This window comes from Citrobacter sp. Cpo045 (assembly GCF_030332875.1).
In the GTDB taxonomy this organism is placed as follows: Bacteria; Pseudomonadota; Gammaproteobacteria; order Enterobacterales; family Enterobacteriaceae; genus Citrobacter; species Citrobacter portucalensis.
The window spans coordinates 75,885-94,816 of sequence record NZ_JAOWGZ010000107.1; the positions used below are offsets into that span (position 1 = coordinate 75,885).

At 52.7% G+C, this 18,932-nt stretch carries 13 protein-coding genes; 5 read left to right on the forward strand and 8 right to left on the reverse strand.

Annotated elements, in window-relative coordinates:
• Positions 1 to 55 precede the first annotated feature (55 nt).
• Positions 56 to 2,143, reverse strand: a complete 2,088-nt coding sequence (gene malQ / locus OGY13_RS22255; RefSeq protein WP_008786338.1) for a 4-alpha-glucanotransferase — start codon at positions 2,141 to 2,143, stop codon at positions 56 to 58.
• Between the two features lie 9 nt (positions 2,144 to 2,152).
• Positions 2,153 to 4,546, reverse strand: a complete 2,394-nt coding sequence (gene malP / locus OGY13_RS22260) for a maltodextrin phosphorylase (protein ID WP_213752614.1) — start codon at positions 4,544 to 4,546, stop codon at positions 2,153 to 2,155.
• Between the two features lie 393 nt (positions 4,547 to 4,939).
• On the opposite strand from malP, the gene OGY13_RS22265 reads away from it, so the two are divergent.
• The 4 genes from OGY13_RS22265 (at position 4,940) to malT (ending at position 9,856) form a co-directional block, all read left to right on the forward strand.
• Positions 4,940 to 5,419 (forward strand): Hcp family type VI secretion system effector, encoded by a 480-nt coding sequence (locus tag OGY13_RS22265; protein ID WP_213752615.1) that lies wholly within the window; start codon positions 4,940 to 4,942, stop codon positions 5,417 to 5,419.
• 29 nt (positions 5,420 to 5,448) lie between these two features.
• Positions 5,449 to 6,312, forward strand: coding sequence for a hypothetical protein (locus OGY13_RS22270; protein ID WP_213752616.1), 864 nt, complete (start codon positions 5,449 to 5,451; stop codon positions 6,310 to 6,312).
• Between the two features lie 123 nt (positions 6,313 to 6,435).
• Positions 6,436 to 6,756, forward strand: a complete 321-nt coding sequence (locus tag OGY13_RS25070; RefSeq protein ID WP_353622102.1) for a DUF1240 domain-containing protein — start codon at positions 6,436 to 6,438, stop codon at positions 6,754 to 6,756.
• A gap of 394 nt (positions 6,757 to 7,150) precedes the next feature.
• Positions 7,151 to 9,856: an HTH-type transcriptional regulator MalT gene (gene malT / locus OGY13_RS22275; RefSeq protein WP_213752618.1), complete on the forward strand. Its 2,706-nt coding sequence runs from the start codon at positions 7,151 to 7,153 to the stop codon at positions 9,854 to 9,856.
• Positions 9,857 to 9,897: 41 nt separating this feature from the next.
• Here the strand turns inward: malT and OGY13_RS22280 are convergent, their stop codons facing one another.
• The 3 genes from OGY13_RS22280 to glpE all read right to left on the reverse strand — a co-directional run bounded on the left by OGY13_RS22280 (position 9,898) and on the right by glpE (position 11,937).
• Entirely contained in the window at positions 9,898 to 10,656 is a 759-nt protein-coding gene (locus tag OGY13_RS22280; RefSeq protein ID WP_003023499.1) for a DeoR/GlpR family transcriptional regulator, read from the reverse strand.
• Between the two features lie 45 nt (positions 10,657 to 10,701).
• Positions 10,702 to 11,535 (reverse strand): rhomboid family intramembrane serine protease GlpG, encoded by an 834-nt coding sequence (glpG, locus tag OGY13_RS22285; RefSeq protein ID WP_032945236.1) that lies wholly within the window; start codon positions 11,533 to 11,535, stop codon positions 10,702 to 10,704.
• 75 nt (positions 11,536 to 11,610) lie between these two features.
• Positions 11,611 to 11,937, reverse strand: coding sequence for a thiosulfate sulfurtransferase GlpE (glpE, locus tag OGY13_RS22290; RefSeq protein ID WP_003827629.1), 327 nt, complete (start codon positions 11,935 to 11,937; stop codon positions 11,611 to 11,613).
• A 198-nt stretch (positions 11,938 to 12,135) separates the two neighbouring features.
• On the opposite strand from glpE, the gene glpD reads away from it, so the two are divergent.
• The gene (gene glpD, locus OGY13_RS22295) at positions 12,136 to 13,644 is read left to right on the forward strand and encodes a glycerol-3-phosphate dehydrogenase (RefSeq protein WP_008786343.1); all 1,509 of its coding nucleotides are present in this window, start codon (positions 12,136 to 12,138) and stop codon (positions 13,642 to 13,644) included.
• A 90-nt stretch (positions 13,645 to 13,734) separates the two neighbouring features.
• Here the strand turns inward: glpD and glgP are convergent, their stop codons facing one another.
• Genes glgP through glgC form a run of 3 tightly spaced genes read right to left on the reverse strand, consistent with a single transcriptional unit; the run spans position 13,735 to position 18,930 of the window.
• A complete protein-coding gene (glgP, locus tag OGY13_RS22300; protein ID WP_286637878.1) occupies positions 13,735 to 16,182 on the reverse strand; it encodes a glycogen phosphorylase in 2,448 nt (815 codons plus the stop codon).
• 19 nt (positions 16,183 to 16,201) lie between these two features.
• Positions 16,202 to 17,635: a glycogen synthase GlgA gene (gene glgA, locus OGY13_RS22305; protein WP_003827622.1), complete on the reverse strand. Its 1,434-nt coding sequence runs from the start codon at positions 17,633 to 17,635 to the stop codon at positions 16,202 to 16,204.
• Complete coding sequence (gene glgC / locus OGY13_RS22310; protein WP_003827621.1) at positions 17,635 to 18,930, reverse strand: glucose-1-phosphate adenylyltransferase; 1,296 nt, start codon at positions 18,928 to 18,930, stop codon at positions 17,635 to 17,637. Before glgC ends, glgA begins: the two co-directional genes overlap by 1 nt.
• Positions 18,931 to 18,932: the final 2 nt, after the last annotated feature.

The following is an 18,932-nucleotide window of genomic DNA, read 5'->3' on the forward strand; positions in this document are numbered from 1 at the left end:
GGCCTACGTGCTACGAGCCATCACCATAAAAAAGCCGGGGAAATCCCCGGCTTTCTTACTTCTTCTTCGCGGCCGCTTTTCGCCGCTTATCCAAATCCTTAATCAGCTTATTCACGCCCTCATCGGCAAACATCTGCTCCAGCGTGGCGGTGAGTTTTCGCCGCCAGTTTTTGTACTGGTCGCTGGTCCCCGGAATGTTGACCGGCTCAGCCATATCCAGCCAGTCTTCCGGTTGCAGGCCCAGCAACGCACTGTTGCTGTCAGCGATGTAGCGTTGCATGCCGCGATTCAGAATCGGCGTCATCGACATCAGGGACGCCTTGTGACCGGCACGTTTTGGCAGGCAGCCGTATTTGTGCAGCGCGTCCAGCAGCCCCTGTTTCGCCAGTTCCCGGTCCTGATACAACCCGCGCAGCACGACTTCATCCGGATACAGGCCCAGTGCTTTACCCAGCGTCAGATCGCCGCTATCCCAATAACCTTTAAGCGTAGGAAGGTCATGCGTCGCCGCGACTGCCATTGATTGTTCCGGGTACGCTTTCGGCGCACGGAAGTTTTTCTCATGGTCATTCTCAAAATAAAGCACTTTGTAGGAGTAGACGCCACTGTCACGCAGCTTGCTGACGATCTCCACCGGCACGGTACCCAGATCTTCACCAATCACCATGCAGTGATGACGTTTACTTTCCAGCGCCAGAATTGACAGCAGATCGTCGACCGGATAATGCACGTAGGCACCGTGATCGGCAGTTTCACCGTAAGGGATCCACCACAGACGCAGCATCGACATGACATGGTCGATACGCAACGCGCCGCAGTTCTGCATATTGGCACGCAGCAGTTCGATAAACGGTTCGTAAGCGCGTGCCGTGATGATGTGCGGATCCATCGGCGGCAGTCCCCAGTTTTGCCCAAGCGGACCGAGAATATCCGGCGGCGCGCCAACGGAAGCTTTCAGGCAATACAACTCGCGGTCACACCAGGTTTCCGCCCCGCCTTCGGCCACGCCAACGGCCAGGTCGCGATACAGCCCTATCGGCATTGCAAAGCCCTGGCTGGTTTTCCAGCAGTCAGCAAACTGGGTATACGCCAGCCACTGTAACCACAGGTAGAAATCTACGTCATCACGATGTTCTTCGCAGAAGCGTTTTACCTCTGGCGAGTCCACTGACTGAAAAGCTTCTGGCCACACCGGCCAGCCCCAGCGCAATGCGTCCTCTTTCACCTGATGCGCATGCAGCGCATCAAAGGCCGCCTGCCAGTAGAGGCTATCCCCTTCCTGAGCCACAAACTGGCGAAATGCCGCCATCTGCTCATCATCACGCGCAGAGAAGCTTTTCCACGCCATACGTAGCGCCGTCATCTTCAGTGCGGTAACAGCAGAATAATCAACCCACTCGGCATCGCGGGCGCGTTGCAGAGCTTGCTGAGTCGCGGGTTTCTTCCACCACGCCTGCGCCTCTTTACTCAGACGGAAATCATCTACGGCGTTTACATCAATATAAATAACGTTCAACCAGCGACGTGACGACGGGCTGTACGGGCTGGCACTCTCCGGATTCGCCGGATACAGCGCGTGAATCGGATTAAGCCCGATAAACGCGCCGCCGCGTTGCGCCACATCCACCAGCATGGTGCGGAGATCGCCGAAATCGCCAATCCCCCAGTTCTTTTCCGATCGCAGGGTGTAGAGCTGAACACATGCGCCCCACAGCTTCTGCCCGGCTAACAACGCCTGCGGTTCATAGCAGCGCTTTGGTGCCACGATGATACGACAATGGGAACGCAGCTCGCCCTGGGTCAGGGTCAACGTGTGATACCCCTCCGGCAGCTTCGCCGGAAGGTTAAAAGATTTACCGCCGACGGCATGCCCTTTGTGCTGCACGCCCTCTTCGGTGGTCAGCAGCCAGTTAAACTCTCCGTTTCCCTCAACCGCCAGCGGCATTTTCTTGCCAGCGGTATAGACCATGACATTCGGCACCGGGGTTACCGCCACCTGAGTGGCAGCGGTGGTGCGATGCATGGCGTCAAGCAAACGCCGTTTGGTTTCGGCGCCAATAGACTGCGGTTTACCGTGGGCATTAATGTAATTGGGGCTGATCCCCGCCGCCAGCGCGGCATTATCCAGACGTTTGCTTTCCATCGCGATTCCTTAACGTTTCGCCTGCCAGATACGAGCCTGATAATCGCGGATGGAGCGATCCGAGCTGAACATGCCGCAACGCGCGGTATTCAGAATCGCCGCCCGGGTCCAGGCGTCCTGGTCACGATACAACACGTCAACCTGCTTCTGAGCTTCAACGTAGGCCGCGAAGTCCGCCATCACCAGATACGGGTCCCCGCCCTGCTTGCCGATACTGTGCAGCATCTGGTCAAAGGCATGCTTGTCGCCATCGCTGTATTTCCCGCTTTCCAGCTCTTTCAGGACAGCATCCAGCACTTTGTCTTTTTTACGCCATTTCACCGGGTCGTAACCTTTGGCTTTGAGCGCCTTCACCTCTTCCACGGTATGACCAAAGATAAAGATATTCTCGTCACCCACCTTCTCGGCGATTTCGACGTTTGCGCCATCCAGCGTACCTACGGTTAACGCACCGTTCAGCGCCAGCTTCATGTTACCGGTGCCGGAAGCCTCTTTCCCTGCGGTTGAAATCTGCTCAGAGATGTCCGCCGCCGGAATCAGCATTTCCGCCGCCGAGACACAATAATCCGGCAGGAAGACGACCTTCAGCTTGTCGCCGACTGTCGGGTCGTTATTGATGGTTTGTGCAACCTGGTTGATGGCGAAGATGATATTTTTCGCCAGGTAGTAACCCGGAGCAGCTTTTGCGCCAAACAAGAATACGCGCGGCACGCGATCTGCCTGCGGGTTCTCACGGATTTCTTTGTACAACGCCAGAATATGCAGCAGATTCAGGTGCTGGCGCTTGTACTCATGAAGACGTTTAATCTGAATATCAAAGATAGCGTTAGTCGTTATTTCAATACCGGTACGCGCGTTAATAAACTTCACCAGACGCTCTTTGTTCGCCAGCTTGATGTCACGATACTGCTGACGGAACTTCGCATCGTCCGCGTATTTTTCCAGGTTAATCAGTTGGTCGAGGTCGTTAGCCCACTCTTTTTTCAGCGATTTATCCAGCAGTGCGGCAAGCGCCGGGTTGCATTGCTTAATCCAGCGACGCGGAGTAATCCCGTTAGTGACGTTATGGAATTTGTTCGGCCAGAGCTGGTGATATTCCGGGAACAGATCTTTCACTACCAGATCGGAGTGCAGCGCCGCCACACCGTTGACCGCAAAACCGCCGACCACGCACATGTTGGCCATACGCACCTGTTTATTGTGCACCACTGCCAGCTTCGCCCAGACTTCAGCATCACCCGGCCAGGTTTTATCAACCAACGTCTTAAAGCGGTCGTTAATCTCTTTGATGATTTGCATGTGGCGCGGCAGGAGTGCTTTCACCAGTTTCTCATCCCAGCACTCTAACGCTTCCGGCATCAGGGTGTGGTTGGTGTAAGCGAAGGTCTTGCTGGTAATCGCCCACGCATCGTCCCAGCTCATCTGGTGCTCATCAATCAGCACGCGAAGCAGTTCAGGGATCGCGATAGTCGGGTGAGTATCGTTAAGTTGAATGACTTCGTAATCAGCCAGTTCGTGCAGCTTACGCCCTGCCAGATGATGGCGGCGCAGAATGTCGGCTACGGAGCAGGCGCACTGGAAGTACTGCTGCATCAGGCGCAGCTTTTTACCCGCGGTGTGGTTATCGTTCGGGTACAGCACTTTCGTCAGTTTTTCAGCGTCGATGCCCTGCTGCTCTGCGCGCAGGAAATCGCCGTCATTAAATTTGGTCAGGTTAAACGGGTGCGCATGGCTGGCCTGCCACAGACGCAGCGGTTGCGCTACGCCGTTACGGTAACCGAGAACCGGCAGATCCCAGGCCTGGCCGGTGATAGTAAACTCTGGCTCCCAGTGCCCTTCTTTGGTGACCTTGCCGCCAATCCCAACCTGCACATCCAGCGCCTCGTTGTGACGGAACCACGGGTAGCTGCCACGATGCCAGTCATCCGGGGCTTCCATCTGTTGGCCATCGGCAAACGACTGACGGAACAGGCCGTACTGGTAGTTGAGGCCATAGCCCGTCGCCGACTGGCCGACTGTCGCCATCGAATCAAGGAAGCAGGCCGCCAGGCGTCCCAATCCACCGTTACCCAACGCCGGATCGATCTCTTCTTCCAGCAGATCAGTCAGGTTGACGTCATGCGCTTTCAGCTCATCGCTCACCGCCTGATACCAGCCGAGGTTGAGTAAATTGTTGCCGGTCAGGCGACCAATCAAAAACTCCATCGAGATGTAGTTAACGTGACGCTGATTTTTTGCCGGTTTCGCCGCTGGCTGGGCGCTGAGTAACTCAGCCAACGCCCCACTCACTGCCTGCCACCACTGGCGCGACGTCATTTCTTGAGCCGACAGTAAACCGAAGCGCTGCCACTGACGCGTCAGGGCAGCCTGAAATTGATCTTTGTTGAAAGTAGGCTGTGACATAGGGGTTCCAGATCCTTAGGTAATAAAACAACGTTATCGCTAGTTTGCCTGGCTCGTTGTTGACATTCCTCATCCTGGCACGGATTAGGGAGGGAGGAGGAGCGGGGATGAGCATAAAAGTGTGATCGCTGCCACTTTATTATTACCAACTACGCCAATAAATCGACTGACTTCGCAGTGCACTGTACCAGAGACGCCTCGCCTGATTTGACAAGAATCAGCATAATACCTTGCAAGACGAGATGACAAATTAATAATTATAACTTTTACAACAATTACTACAGCCGCTATTTTAAAAATAACAAGACGGTTGAAATCAAAATAATTCAAGAGCACACTGAGATAAATCTTCGACATAAAAATAAAACAAACAAATACTATCCAAGGATATATATGGCAAACTTATCTTGGATTACTCTGAAAGGTGAATTACAGGGTAATATTTCCGAAAACTGCGGCTCCAGGTACTCTATAGGAAATAAGTCTCAGACAAATCATCTCAACCAAATTATGATTTATGGACTTGAGCATGAAACAACGCGTCAGCAGAACGTTAATCACCACGAACTCCAGATTATCAAACCTGTTGATCGTTCGTCCCCTTTGTTGAACAAAGCGATCAACGATAACGAAACGCTGGAATGCGAAATATCCCTCTATCGAACCACACCTACAGGAATGCAAGAAGTCTATTATAAAATCAAATTATTCAAAGCACATATATCAAACATTAAATTAATAGTCCCTCACAATATCATTGAAAACGGAAACGAAGCACAAGAACGCGTTTCCTTTATTTTTGAATCGATTAGTTGGGAACACTGCATGGCTAGTACCAGCGCTTATAGTTTGTGGAGTGAACGAATTTTCTGACGCCAAACATCTCTTGATAAGGAAAAATCATGCGTAAACGCAACAACGCATTAAATGGCAACTCACTCAGGTTTCAGGACGAACGACCGCAGGCAAGAGATTTTAATAGCTGGCATACCATGAACCCTGTGCAGCGCGATATGGCCTTTATGGATGGCTCATTTATCACGCAAAGTCATCACATCCTTCTGCTCACTCTCGAAGAAGCACAGCAGGTGGCGGACGATTTAATGGGCGGAGTAGATAAATTTTTTTCTTACCGCGCTGCACCCGGCAACTTCAAAGATGGCCTGGATGGCTTCCGCAGTCTCTCTAAGCTTACTACCTATTACAATTCCGCACAGGAGCTGGTCTTTAATTTCAGGGCAATCCGCATTAAAGCCATTGAATACAAAGTCGGTGGGAAAACCTATATCAAAATTACCGGGTATCCCGCCCTGCGCCGGATTCTTAACGGAACCCGCTACGGAGCAAGCCATCCACAGATGCTGGAAATGGTATTGGGTAAACGTGGGCTTTATAACAGCCTTAGAAATGGCGTCAAATATTGCATTTACTTCTCCCTTGCCTGGCGGGCAATCGAACTGATCTTTAAGTCCGATTATGACATGGTAGATTTTTTGGTAGATATCTCAATGGATGCAGCAAAAGCGGTGGTATCGGGGGTAGTGATTGGAGTGATGGTTACTGGAGTATTGGCAATATTTAGTGTTCCTGTAGTAATCACGACTTTTGGTATTATTATTGTAGGGTTATTTTTCAACTATGAATTAAATGACCTGGACGATAAAATAGGGCTATCAGTTTCATTAAAGAACAAACTTCGCGACTATCTTCACCATAGTAAACATGAAAATTATGGTTTTAATAGCCCTTATTTTTACTCTTTTTAAGGAAAGCGAATGACTAAGCTCCATTTGCGCCTGATATCTTTCTCTCTTACTATTTTTTTCTGTAGTCTCCTTTATATGATATTCACTGGGAGCATAATGGAAAATTTTCTTTCACTAATTAGAATGGGTGATGTAATTTCCTATAACAAAAATACATGCGCAATAGTAGGAGGAATACCAACAATATTTCTATTTTCAATACTTTCTGTTTTCGCATTATTTAGTAAGGGAGGTCGTTTGAAAAAACTGCCCACTACAATAGAGTTATGGATGACAATGATTGTAGTAATTTCCTTTCTCATAGGCATTATTGCTAACTGTCTTATTCCCTTTTTATTGCTTGGATTATCATACACATCCTGCCCCCAGAAGAAGCTTCATGATTTCTACGTTACAGATATCGAACTGTGTAAAACTATCGTAGATAAACGTGGCTTGTGGTAACGGTTTCATCATACTTTTATTCATTTAAGGAATTGAATCGTTATTTTCAAAGAAAATGGGTATAGAACTCTGCAAAATCTATAGTCACCAATAATCTACATTAAAAATTATCACTAACAGTAACAATTAAGATAATTCTATAACAGCAAATCATGCTTCGTCAGAGGGTGTTCAATCGCCGCCCTTGGTCAAACACTTCAAAAGCCGCGCATCCTGACACCGGTTTCAGTACGTGTCTATCATCTTAAGAATTTGTGACCAAGTGCAAATTAAGACAGTCCAATCCCGGACATAACTTGCAATAAATCTTAATCTGGCCGACCTTATATCTATTAATTACGAAGCGCAAAAAAAATCATTCTTCCCTATTTTCACACAGTGAAGTGACTAACTTATGTTGATTCCGTCTAAATTAAGTCGTCCGGTTCGACTCGACCATACGGTGGTTCGTGAGCGCCTGTTGGCTAAACTTTCCGGCGCGAACAATTTCAGGCTTGCCCTGATAACAAGTCCTGCTGGTTATGGAAAAACGACGCTGGTTTCACAATGGGCGGCAGGGAAAAATGATTTAGGTTGGTATTCTCTGGATGAGGGCGATAATCAGCAAGAGCGCTTTGCCAGTTATCTGATCGCCGCTATCCAACAGGCAACAGGTGGACACTGCACCACCAGCGAAGCGATGGTGCAAAAACGTCAGTACGCCAGCCTGACGTCACTGTTTGCCCAGCTATTTATCGAACTGGCCGAGTGGCACCGCCCGCTCTACCTGGTAGTAGATGATTATCATCTGATCTCTAATCCGGCCATTCACGAATCAATGCGTTTCTTCCTGCGTCATCAGCCTGAGAACCTCACGCTGGTCGTGCTGTCGCGCAACCTGCCGCAGTTGGGTATTGCCAACCTGCGGGTACGCGATCAACTGCTGGAGATAGGCAGCCAACAGCTGGCCTTTAACCATCAGGAAGCCAAACAATTTTTCGACCGACGTTTGTCCTCCCCCATCGAAGCGGCTGAAAGCAGCCGGATGTGCGATGACGTTGCTGGCTGGGCCACAGCATTACAACTGATCGCCCTTTCCGCCCGCCAGAACAATCATTCCGCGCACCAGTCAGCACGACGCCTCGCGGGGATCAACGCCAGCCATTTGTCCGATTATCTGGTTGATGAAGTGCTGGACAGCGTCGACCTCGGCACCCGTCACTTCCTGCTAAAAAGCGCCATTCTGCGTTCCATGAACGATGCGCTAATCGTCCGCGTTACCGGGGAAGAAAACGGCCAGATGCGGCTGGAAGAAATTGAGCGCCAGGGGTTATTCCTGCAGCGAATGGATGACGTTGGCGAGTGGTTCAGCTATCACCCGCTGTTTGGCAGCTTTTTACGCCAGCGCTGCCAATGGGAGCTGGCGAACGAACTGCCCGAAATACACCGCGCCGCAGCTGAAAGCTGGATGGCGCAAGGCTTCCCCAGCGAAGCTATCCACCACGCGCTGGCGGCCGGCGACGCCCATATGCTGCGCGATATCCTGCTTAATCATGCGTGGGGACTGTTTAACCATAGCGAGCTGACGTTACTGGAAGAGTCGCTGAAAGCCCTGCCGTGGGAAAGCCTGCTGGAAAATCCGCGTCTGGTTCTGCTCCAGGCCTGGCTGATGCAAAGCCAGCACCGCTACGGAGAGGTTAACACTCTGCTGGCGCGTGCTGAGCAGGAAATAAAAGGCGACATGGAGCCGACACTGCACGCCGAATTCAACGCCCTGCGGGCGCAGGTAGCGATTAACGACGGAAACCCTGACGAAGCCGAGCGTCTGGCGAAACTGGCGCTGGATGAGTTACCCATCGCCTGGTTCTATAGCCGTATCGTCGCCACCTCGGTGCACGGCGAAGTCCTGCACTGTAAGGGCGATCTCACGCGCTCTCTGGCGTTGATGCAGCAAACCGAGCAAATGGCCCGCCATCATGACGTCTGGCATTACGCACTGTGGAGTCTTATCCAGCAAAGCGAAATTTTGTTTGCCCAGGGCTTTTTACAGGCCGCCTGGGAAACTCAGGAAAAAGCGTTCCAGCTGATCAAAGAACAGCACCTGGAACAGCTGCCGATGCACGAATTCCTGGTACGTATTCGCGCGCAGCTACTGTGGGCATGGGCGCGTCTGGACGAATCAGAAGCCTCTGCCCGTAGCGGTATTGAACTGCTTTCCACCTTCCAGCCGCAGCAACAGCTACAGTGTCTGGCGCTGCTGGTTCAGTGTTCACTGGCACGGGGCGATCTCGATAACGCTCGCAGCCTGCTCAACCGTCTGGAAAACCTGTTGGGCAACGGTCACTATCACAGCGACTGGATCTCCAACGCCGATAAGGTGCGGGTGATTTACTGGCAAATGGTGGGCGACAAAAACTCGGCCGCCAACTGGCTGCGCCACACGCCGAAACCAGAATTCGCCAATAACCACTTCCTGCAAAGCCAGTGGCGCAACATCGCTCGTGCACAAATCCTGCTCGGAGAGTTTGAACCGGCTGAGATTGTGCTGGAAGAGTTGAATGAAAATGCGCGCAACCTGCGCCTGATGAGCGATCTGAACCGCAACCTGTTGCTGCTTAATCAGCTCTACTGGCAGGCAGGGCGCAAAAATGACGCCCAGCGTGTGTTACTCGACGCCCTACAGCTGGCGAACCGTACCGGGTTTATCAGCCACTTTGTTATCGAAGGCGAGGCCATGGCGCAACAACTGCGTCAGCTGATTCAGCTCAATACCTTACCGGAACTCGATCAGCACCGCGCCCAGCGCATTTTGCGTGAGATTAACCAGCATCACCGCCATAAATTTGCCCACTTCGATGAAGGGTTCGTTGAGCGTCTGCTTACTCACCCGGAAGTGCCGGAACTTATCCGCACCAGCCCGCTGACCCAGCGCGAATGGCAGGTTCTGGGACTGATTTATTCAGGCTACAGCAACGAGCAGATCGCCGGTGAGCTGGCCGTCGCGGCAACGACCATCAAGACGCACATCCGCAATTTGTACCAAAAGCTCGGCGTCGCACATCGCCAGGATGCGGTGCAACATGCGCAGAAGCTGCTGAAGATGATGGGGTACGGCGTTTAGTTAATGCCTGATACGCAACGCTTATCAGGCCTGGAATTACCTTAGCACAGCTCTAACTGGATATGATGGTCAGCAATCACCTGCATCACACCAGCAGGCGGCAGCGTATCGGTATACACCGCATCCACCATACTGATGCTGCCCATATTCACCATCGCGTTACGCCCAAACTTCGAGTGGTCCACCACCAGCATCACATGCCGTGAATTCTCAATGATCGCGCGCTTGGTACGAACTTCGTGATAATCAAACTCCAGCAGAGAACCATCGCTGTCGATGCCGCTGATCCCTAAGATGCCGAAGTCCAGACGGAACTGAGAAATAAAGTCGAGGGTCGCTTCGCCCATAATACCGCCGTCGCGGCTACGCAGTTCACCACCGGCGAGGATTATGCGGAAATCCTCTTTCGCCATCAGCGTGTTCGCCACATTGAGGTTGTTGGTCACAATGCGTAAATTGCTGTGATTAAGCAGCGCGTGAGCCACCGCTTCCGGCGTGGTTCCGATATCAATAAACAGCGTTGAGCCGTTCGGGATTTGCGTGGCAACTTTGCGGGCAATGCGCTCTTTTTCCGCCGTCTGCGTCGCTTTACGGTCATGCCACGGGGTGTTGACCGAGCTGGATGGCAGCGCCGCGCCGCCGTGATGGCGCAAAATCATGTTCTGATCGGCCAGATCGTTAAGATCGCGGCGAATCGTCTGCGGGCTGACGGAGAAATGCTCCACCAGCTCTTCAGTACTGACGTATCCCTGTTTTTTTACCAGCTCGATGATCGCGTCATGTCGTTGTGTTTGCTTCATTAGTGTTCCCTGAAATTTTGCCGGATGCGCTAACGCTTATCCGGCCTACAAAGTTCGTTTCCGCACATTCATCGTATCGGCAAACGCCATTGCCAGACCCACGGCCAACCCGGCGATATGAGCGCCATTCGCCATCGACATGCCGAATAGATCAAACCAGCCGGCAACAATCCAGATCAAAGCAAAGATAATCAAACCACGCTGCAGGAAAATACCGCTTTGCGGATCGCGCTCGCCGCGCAACCACACGTAGCCCATCAGCGCATATACCACGCCAGACAGTCCACCAAACCACGGGCCGCTAAATTTCTGCTGAACATAGCCGCTCAACAGGGCGCTGATCACGGTAATTACAATCAGTTTTCCACTGCCCAGACGCTTTTCAACCGCACCGCCGAGATACCACCACCACAACAGGTTGAACAGAATATGCATCAGCGAGAAGTGCATAAAAGCGTGGGTGAAATAACGCCAGAATTCAAATTTCAGCGAAGGGTCAAACGGCCATGCCAGCCAAAGCATCACCGCCTGGTCGCCCAGCACGTTCATCGCGATAAACACCAGCACACACGCGGCCATCACCAACCAGGTTACCGGGCCTGCGCGTTCGCGCAATGTGGCCAGGAATGGATAACGCTGGTAGTGCAGACCGCTGTCGGTCTGACCCGACTGCCAGCTTGCCGCGAGGTAGCGCGGATCGCCCGGATTCTCCAGAAATCGCGCCAGTTCAGCATGCACGCGCTCGGCCTGGGACTCATCCGCCAGCCAGACATCCGTTTGCTGATGTTGTTGAATCGTCAGGATAACGCCCTGTGTCGCCATATAATCAACAAATGCCTGCGCCACGCGGGGGTTAGCAAAAGAGGTAATCATCAACATGGTTGCTGTCGCTTATTCCACACAAAAGAGGACAGTATATATATCCTGCCCGTTTCAGGCTGCATCTTTGTTAGCTTACGAACCGTATGCCACTTCTGCCGGAAAATGTCGATGCCAGGCGTCGAAGCCGCCGTCAACGCTGTAAACCGCGTCATAGCCCTGCTGAAGAAGATATTGCGCCGCGCCTTTACTGCTGTTGCCGTGATAACACATCACCAACACAGCGGTGTCGAAATCATGCTCGCGCATAAATGACCCCAGCGTGTCGTTCGTCAGATGAAACGCCTGCGGGGCATGACCCATGGCATAGCTTTGCGGATCACGGATATCCACTAACACCGCGCTCCCCTGATGCAGCTTCTGATGCGCTTCTTCGACATTAATACATTCAAACTGATCCATTGCTCTCTCTTCTTTATATGGCAGGTGATGCTTTTCGGACATGTTACTGCTTAGTGTACGTCCCGACGGCAGTTAAACGCCATAATGTTATATGTATCACTGTAAATTGTTTATCCGATGTTACCAATGGCGCGATTCTTTGCTATTATGCTCGATAACGAACATTAATGAGCTATAACGAAAGTGCGAGAGGCCAGCATGGAAACCAAAGATCTGATTGTGATAGGTGGAGGCATCAACGGTGCCGGTATCGCGGCAGATGCCGCTGGACGCGGTTTATCCGTGCTGATGCTGGAAGCGCAGGATTTAGCCTGCGCCACCTCTTCCGCTAGCTCCAAACTCATCCACGGTGGCCTGCGCTACCTGGAACACTACGAATTTCGTCTGGTAAGCGAAGCGCTGGCCGAACGTGAAGTGCTGTTGAAAATGGCACCGCATATCGCCTTCCCGATGCGCTTTCGCCTGCCCCATCGCCCGCACCTGCGTCCGGCGTGGATGATCCGCATTGGTTTGTTTATGTACGATCATCTGGGCAAACGCACCAGTTTGCCAAGCTCTACCGGTTTGCGTTTTGGCGCAGATTCCGTAATGAAACCTGAGATTGTGCGCGGTTTCGAATATTCCGACTGCTGGGTAGACGATGCGCGACTGGTTTTGGCAAACGCCCAAATGGTCGTACGCAAAGGCGGAGAAGTATTAACCCGCACTCGCGCCACTTCTGCTCGCCGTGAAAACGGTTTGTGGATTGTTGAAGCTGAAGATATCGATACCGGCAAAAAATACACCTGGCAGGCGCGTGGCCTGGTCAACGCCACCGGTCCGTGGGTGAAAGAGTTCTTCGACGACGGTATGCACCTGCCATCACCGTACGGCATTCGCCTGATTAAAGGCAGCCACATCGTAGTGCCGCGCGTACATACCCAGAAGCAAGCTTATATTCTGCAAAACGAAGATAAGCGTATTGTGTTTGTTATCCCATGGATGGACGAATTCTCGATCATCGGGACGACAGACGTTGAATACAAAGGCGATCCGAAAGCAGTGAAAATTGATGAAAGCGAAATCAATTACCTGCTGAAGGTCTACAACGCGCACTTTAAGAAGCAACTGGGCCGCGATGATATCGTCTGGACTTACTCAGGCGTGCGTCCGCTGTGCGATGACGAGTCTGACTCACCGCAGGCGATCACCCGTGATTACACGCTGGATATCCACGACGAGAACGGCAAAGCGCCGCTGCTGTCGGTCTTTGGCGGTAAGCTGACCACCTATCGTAAGCTGGCTGAGCACGCGATGGAAAAACTGGCATCGTACTATCAGGGAATTGGTCCGGCATGGACGAAAGAGTGCATTCTGCCAGGCGGTGACATTGGCGGCGATCGCGAAGATTACGCGGCCAAACTGCGCCGTCGCTACCCGTTCCTGACCGAGTCGCTGGCACGCCATTATTCTCGCACCTACGGCAGCAACACCGAATGGGTTATCGGCGAAGCCACCTCGCTTGCCGAGTTAGGTGAAGACTTTGGCCATGAGTTTTATGAGGCCGAACTGAAATATCTGGTCGATCATGAATGGGTTCGTCGTGCGGAAGATGCGTTGTGGCGTCGCACGAAAGAAGGTATGTGGCTGAATGCTGAGCAGCAGTCGCGTATGACCCAGTGGCTGGCGGAGTACATTGAAAAACACCAGCTGTCGCTGGCGTCCTGATAAAAATGCCGGATGCGGCTAGCGCCTTATCCGGCCTACAAGAGTGCATAAACGTAGGCCGGGCAAGCGAAACGCCCCCGGCATCGTGTGTTACAACCGCACCGAATCGATATGCCAGATGTTTTCGGCGTACTCTTTTATCGTTCTGTCCGACGAGAAGTACCCCATGTTGGCGATATTAATCATCGACTTGGTGGTCCACTCTTCCGGGTGACGATACAGTTCATCAACCTTATCCTGGCAATCAACGTAGCTGCGATAATCCGCCAGAACCTGATAGTGGTCGCCAAAGTTAATCAGCGAATCCACCAGGTCGCGATAGCGTCCCGGCTCCTCAGGGCTGAATACGCCGCTGCCGATCAGCGTCAGCACCTGGTGCAGCTCTTCGTCTTTCTCGTAATACTCACGCGGCTTGTAGCCCTGGCTGCGTAAAGCCTCGACCTCTTCCGCCGTATTACCAAAGATAAAGATATTTTCTGCGCCCACATGCTCCAGCATCTCAACGTTAGCGCCGTCCAGCGTACCGATGGTCAGCGCACCGTTAAGAGCAAATTTCATATTACTGGTACCGGAGGCTTCGGTCCCGGCCAGAGAAATCTGTTCAGAAAGGTCGGCAGCAGGAATAATCACCTGCGCCAGGCTGACGCTGTAGTTGGGGATAAACACCACTTTCAGCTTGTCGCCAATTTGCGGATCGTTGTTGATCACTTTCGCGACGTCGTTGATCAGGTGAATGATGTGTTTCGCCATGTAATAAGCAGAAGCCGCTTTACCGGCGAAGATATTCACACGCGGCACCCACTCAGCGTCAGGATCGGCCTTAATGCGGTTGTAGCGGGTGATCACATGCAGCACGTTCATCAACTGGCGTTTGTATTCGTGAATACGCTTTATCTGCACATCAAACAGCGATTTCGGGTTCACCACCACGTTCAGTTGCTGGGCGATGAGCGTGGCCAGACGCTTTTTATTCTCCAGCTTCGCGCGGCGCACAGCCTGATTTACCAGTGGGTAATCGCAGTGCTGCTCAAGCTCGCTGAGCTGGCTGAGATCGGTTCGCCAGGTGCGACCAATGTTCTCATCCAGCACTTCAGAGAGCGACGGGTTAGCCAGCGCCAGCCAGCGGCGCGGCGTCACGCCGTTGGTGACGTTGCAAAAACGAGTCGGGAAAATCTTCGCAAAATCAGCAAACAGCGACTGCACCATCAGGTTGGAGTGCAATTCAGAAACGCCGTTTACCTTGTGGCTCACCACCACCGCCAGCCATGCCATACGCACGCGACGGCCGTTAGACTCATCGATAATCGACGTCCGCCCCAGCAGAGCGGTATCGTTCGGATACTGTTCCTGCAACGTCTTCAGGAAGTAGTCGTTGATCTCAAAGATGATTTGCAGATGGCGCGGCAAAATTTTGCCCAGCATATCGACGGGCCAGGTCTCCAGCGCTTCGCTCATCAAAGTGTGGTTGGTATACGAGAAGACCTGACAGCAGACCTCAAACGCATCGTCCCAGCTGAACTTATGCTCATCGATCAGCAAACGCATTAGCTCAGGGATCGACAGCACCGGATGGGTGTCGTTGAGGTGAATGGCGATTTTATCCGCCAGGTTGTCGTAGGTTTTGTGCAACTGGTAATGACGGCTCAGAATGTCCTGCACCGTGGAGGAGACCAGGAAATACTCCTGGCGTAACCGCAGTTCGCGTCCTGAATAGGTGGAGTCGTCCGGGTACAGTACGCGGGAGACGTTCTCGGAGTGGTTTTTATCTTCCACCGCCGCAAAGTAGTCGCCCTGGTTAAATTTACCGAGATTAATCTCGCTACTGGCCTGGGCATTCCACAGGCGCAGCGTGTTGGTGGCGTCGGTGTCGTAGCCGGGGATAATCTGGTCGTAGGCGACCGCGAGGATCTCTTCGGTTTCTATCCAGCGCGTTTTCTTACCTTCCTGCTGAATGCGCCCGCCAAAACGCACTTTGTAGCGCGTGTTGTGGCGTTTGAATTCCCACGGGTTACCGTATTCCAGCCAGTAGTCAGGCGACTCTTTCTGGCGGCCATCAACAATGTTCTGCTTGAACATGCCGTAGTCATAACGAATACCGTAGCCGCGTCCCGGCAATCCCAGCGTTGCCAGAGAGTCCAGGAAGCAGGCCGCCAGGCGCCCGAGACCGCCATTGCCAAGACCCGGGTCGTTTTCTTCGTCGATCAGATCTTCAAGATCCAACCCCATACCTTCCAGCGCATTTTTGACATCGTCATAAATGCCCAGCGATAACAGTGCATTGGAAAGCGTGCGGCCAATCAGAAACTCCATAGACAAGTAATAGACCTGACGAGTTTCCTGAGATAATTGCGCACGGTTAGAACGCAGCCAGCGCTCCACGAGACGGTCGCGCACCGCGAACAACGTGGCGTTCAGCCACTCATGTTTATTGGCAATGACCGGGTCCTTACCAATCGTGAACATCAGCTTATAGGCAATAGAATGCTTAAGTGCCTCTACGCTGAGTGTGGGCGATGCATAAGTAAATGGAGCATTCATATAGGTGATTCCTGGATATCTATTTCAAGCGATAGTAAAGCTCACGGTATGACTTCGCCGCGACTTGCCAGCTAAAATCCATGGTCATGGCCTGACGTTGTACAAACCGCCAAAGCGAAGGCCGGGACCACAATACGAAAGCACGCCGGATCGCGCGTAACAGCGACCAGGCATTACTATCTTCAAATACAAACCCACTGGCGATACCGTCCGCCAGATTTTCCAGCGAACTGTCAGAGACTGTATCAGCCAGCCCACCGGTGCGCCGCACCAGCGGCAGCGTGCCGTACTTCAGTCCATACAACTGCGTTAAGCCACACGGCTCAAAACGGCTGGGAACCAATATCACATCGGCCCCACCCATGATGCGGTGCGAGAAGGCTTCGTGATAGCCGATCTGCACACCCACCTGTCCTGGATGTTCCGCCGCTGCGGCGAGGAATCCTTCCTGTAATACCGGATCACCCGCGCCTAGCAATGCCAGCTGTCCACCCTGCTCTAACAACCCCGGCAGCGCTTCCAGCACCAGATCCAGCCCTTTTTGACTGGTCAGACGGCTCACCACAGCAAACAGCGGTACTTTATCGTTGACCTTAAGTCCCATCGCTATCTGAAGCTGACGTTTGTTCTCCGCCTTCTCCTCCAGTGTGTCGCGCGTATATCGCGATGCCAGCAGGAGATCGGTTTCCGGGCTCCAGATTTTTTCATCAACGCCGTTCAGCACGCCGGAAAGACGCCCTTCGCGATGACGCTGCTGCAACAGACCTTCCATCCCGTAGGCAAACTGCGGCTCGGTAATTTCCCGCGCGTAGGTCGGACTGACCGCCGTAATGTGGTCGGCGTAGTACAACCCTGCCTTCAGAAACGAAATCTGCCCGTTAAACTCCAGTCCGTGCACATTAAAGAACGACCATGGCAATTGGATGTCATCCATATGCTTTGCATAAAACATGCCTTGATACGCCAGGTTGTGGACGGTGAACACCGATTTCGCCGGATGGCCGCGCGCCGCCAGATACGCCGGAGCCAGACCCGCATGCCAGTCGTGCGCATGCACCACATCCGGGCGCCAGAATGGGTCAAGGCCACAGGCCATTTCACAGCCAACCCAGCCCAGCAATGCAAAACGCTGCACGTTATCGGTATACGCAAACAGGTTAGTGTCGTGATACGGGCTACCGGGGCGGTCATAGAGATGCGGCGCGTCAATCAGGTAAATACCCACGCCGTTGAAATGCCCGAACAGCAGCGTGATACGTCCGGCGAAGGTATCCCGACGCGTTACAACCTGCGCATCGGGAATGCCGCGACGAATATCAGGAAACGCCGGGAGCAGCACGCGGGCATCCACGCCGTCCGCTATTTGCGCTGCGGGTAACGCCCCAATAACATCCGCCAGTCCCCCGGTTTTTAACAGGGGGAACATCTCTGAACAAACGTGTAAAACCTGCATTATCGCTCCTGTTTGATCTGCAGTTTGCGTAGCATTTCACGCGTGACCAGCACAATACCTTCCTCTGAACGGTAGAAACGACGCGCATCTTCTTCCGCGTTTTCACCAATCACCATGCCTTCGGGAATAACGCAGGCGCGGTCGATAATGCAACGACGTAAGCGGCACGAACGTCCCACCCACACTTCAGGTAACAACACTGCCGAATCAATGTTACAGAATGAATTCACCCGCACTCGCGGGAACAGAACGGACTGCACCACCACCGAACCTGAAATTATGCATCCGCCAGAAACCAGCGAGTTCAGCGTCATTCCGTGGCTGCCGGAACGGTCCTGAACAAATTTCGCCGGTGGCAGCGATTCCATGTGCGTACGGATTGGCCAGTCTTGGTCGTACATGTCCAGTTCAGGCGTCACCGAAGCCAGATCGAGGTTCGCCTTCCAGTAGGCTTCCAGCGTACCCACGTCACGCCAGTACGGCTCGGATTCCGGGTCAGACTGCACGCAGGACAACGGGAATGGATGTGCATACGCCATGCCAGCTTCGGTGATTTTCGGGATAATGTCTTTACCGAAATCGTGACTGGAGTTTTCATCGAGGTCATCTTCCGCCAGCAATTCATACAGATAATCGGCGTTGAAAACGTAGATCCCCATACTGGCAAGAGATTTGGTCGGGTCACCTGGCATAGCTGGCGGGTTGGCGGGTTTTTCAACGAACTCGATAATTTTATCGGTGTCGTCCACGTCCATTACGCCAAACGCGCTGGCCTCTTCAATAGGCACTGGCATACAGGCCACGGTGCAACGCGCGCCTTTCTCGACGTGGTCGATCAGCATGCGTGAGTAGTCCTGCTTGTAGATATGATCGCCCGCGAGGATCACCACATATTCCGCTTTATAGCGTCGAATGATGTCCAGGTTTTGGGTCACCGCATCCGCCGTACCGCGATACCAGTTTTCACCCTGCATTCTCTGCTGGGCAGGCAGCAGATCGACAAACTCGTTCATCTCTTCGCTAAAGAACGACCAGCCGCGCTGAATATGCTGCACCAGCGTGTGGGACTGGTACTGGGTGATCACGCCAATACGGCGGATCCCGGAGTTAATACAGTTGGATAAGGCAAAATCGATAATGCGGAACTTACCGCCAAAGTGCACAGCAGGTTTGGCACGTTTGTTGGTTAAATCTTTTAAGCGAGTACCGCGGCCACCGGCCAGGATCAGGGCAACAGATTTTAATGGCAGCTGGCGCGCCAACATTACACGATCGTTCTTCTCTAAACTCACCATGA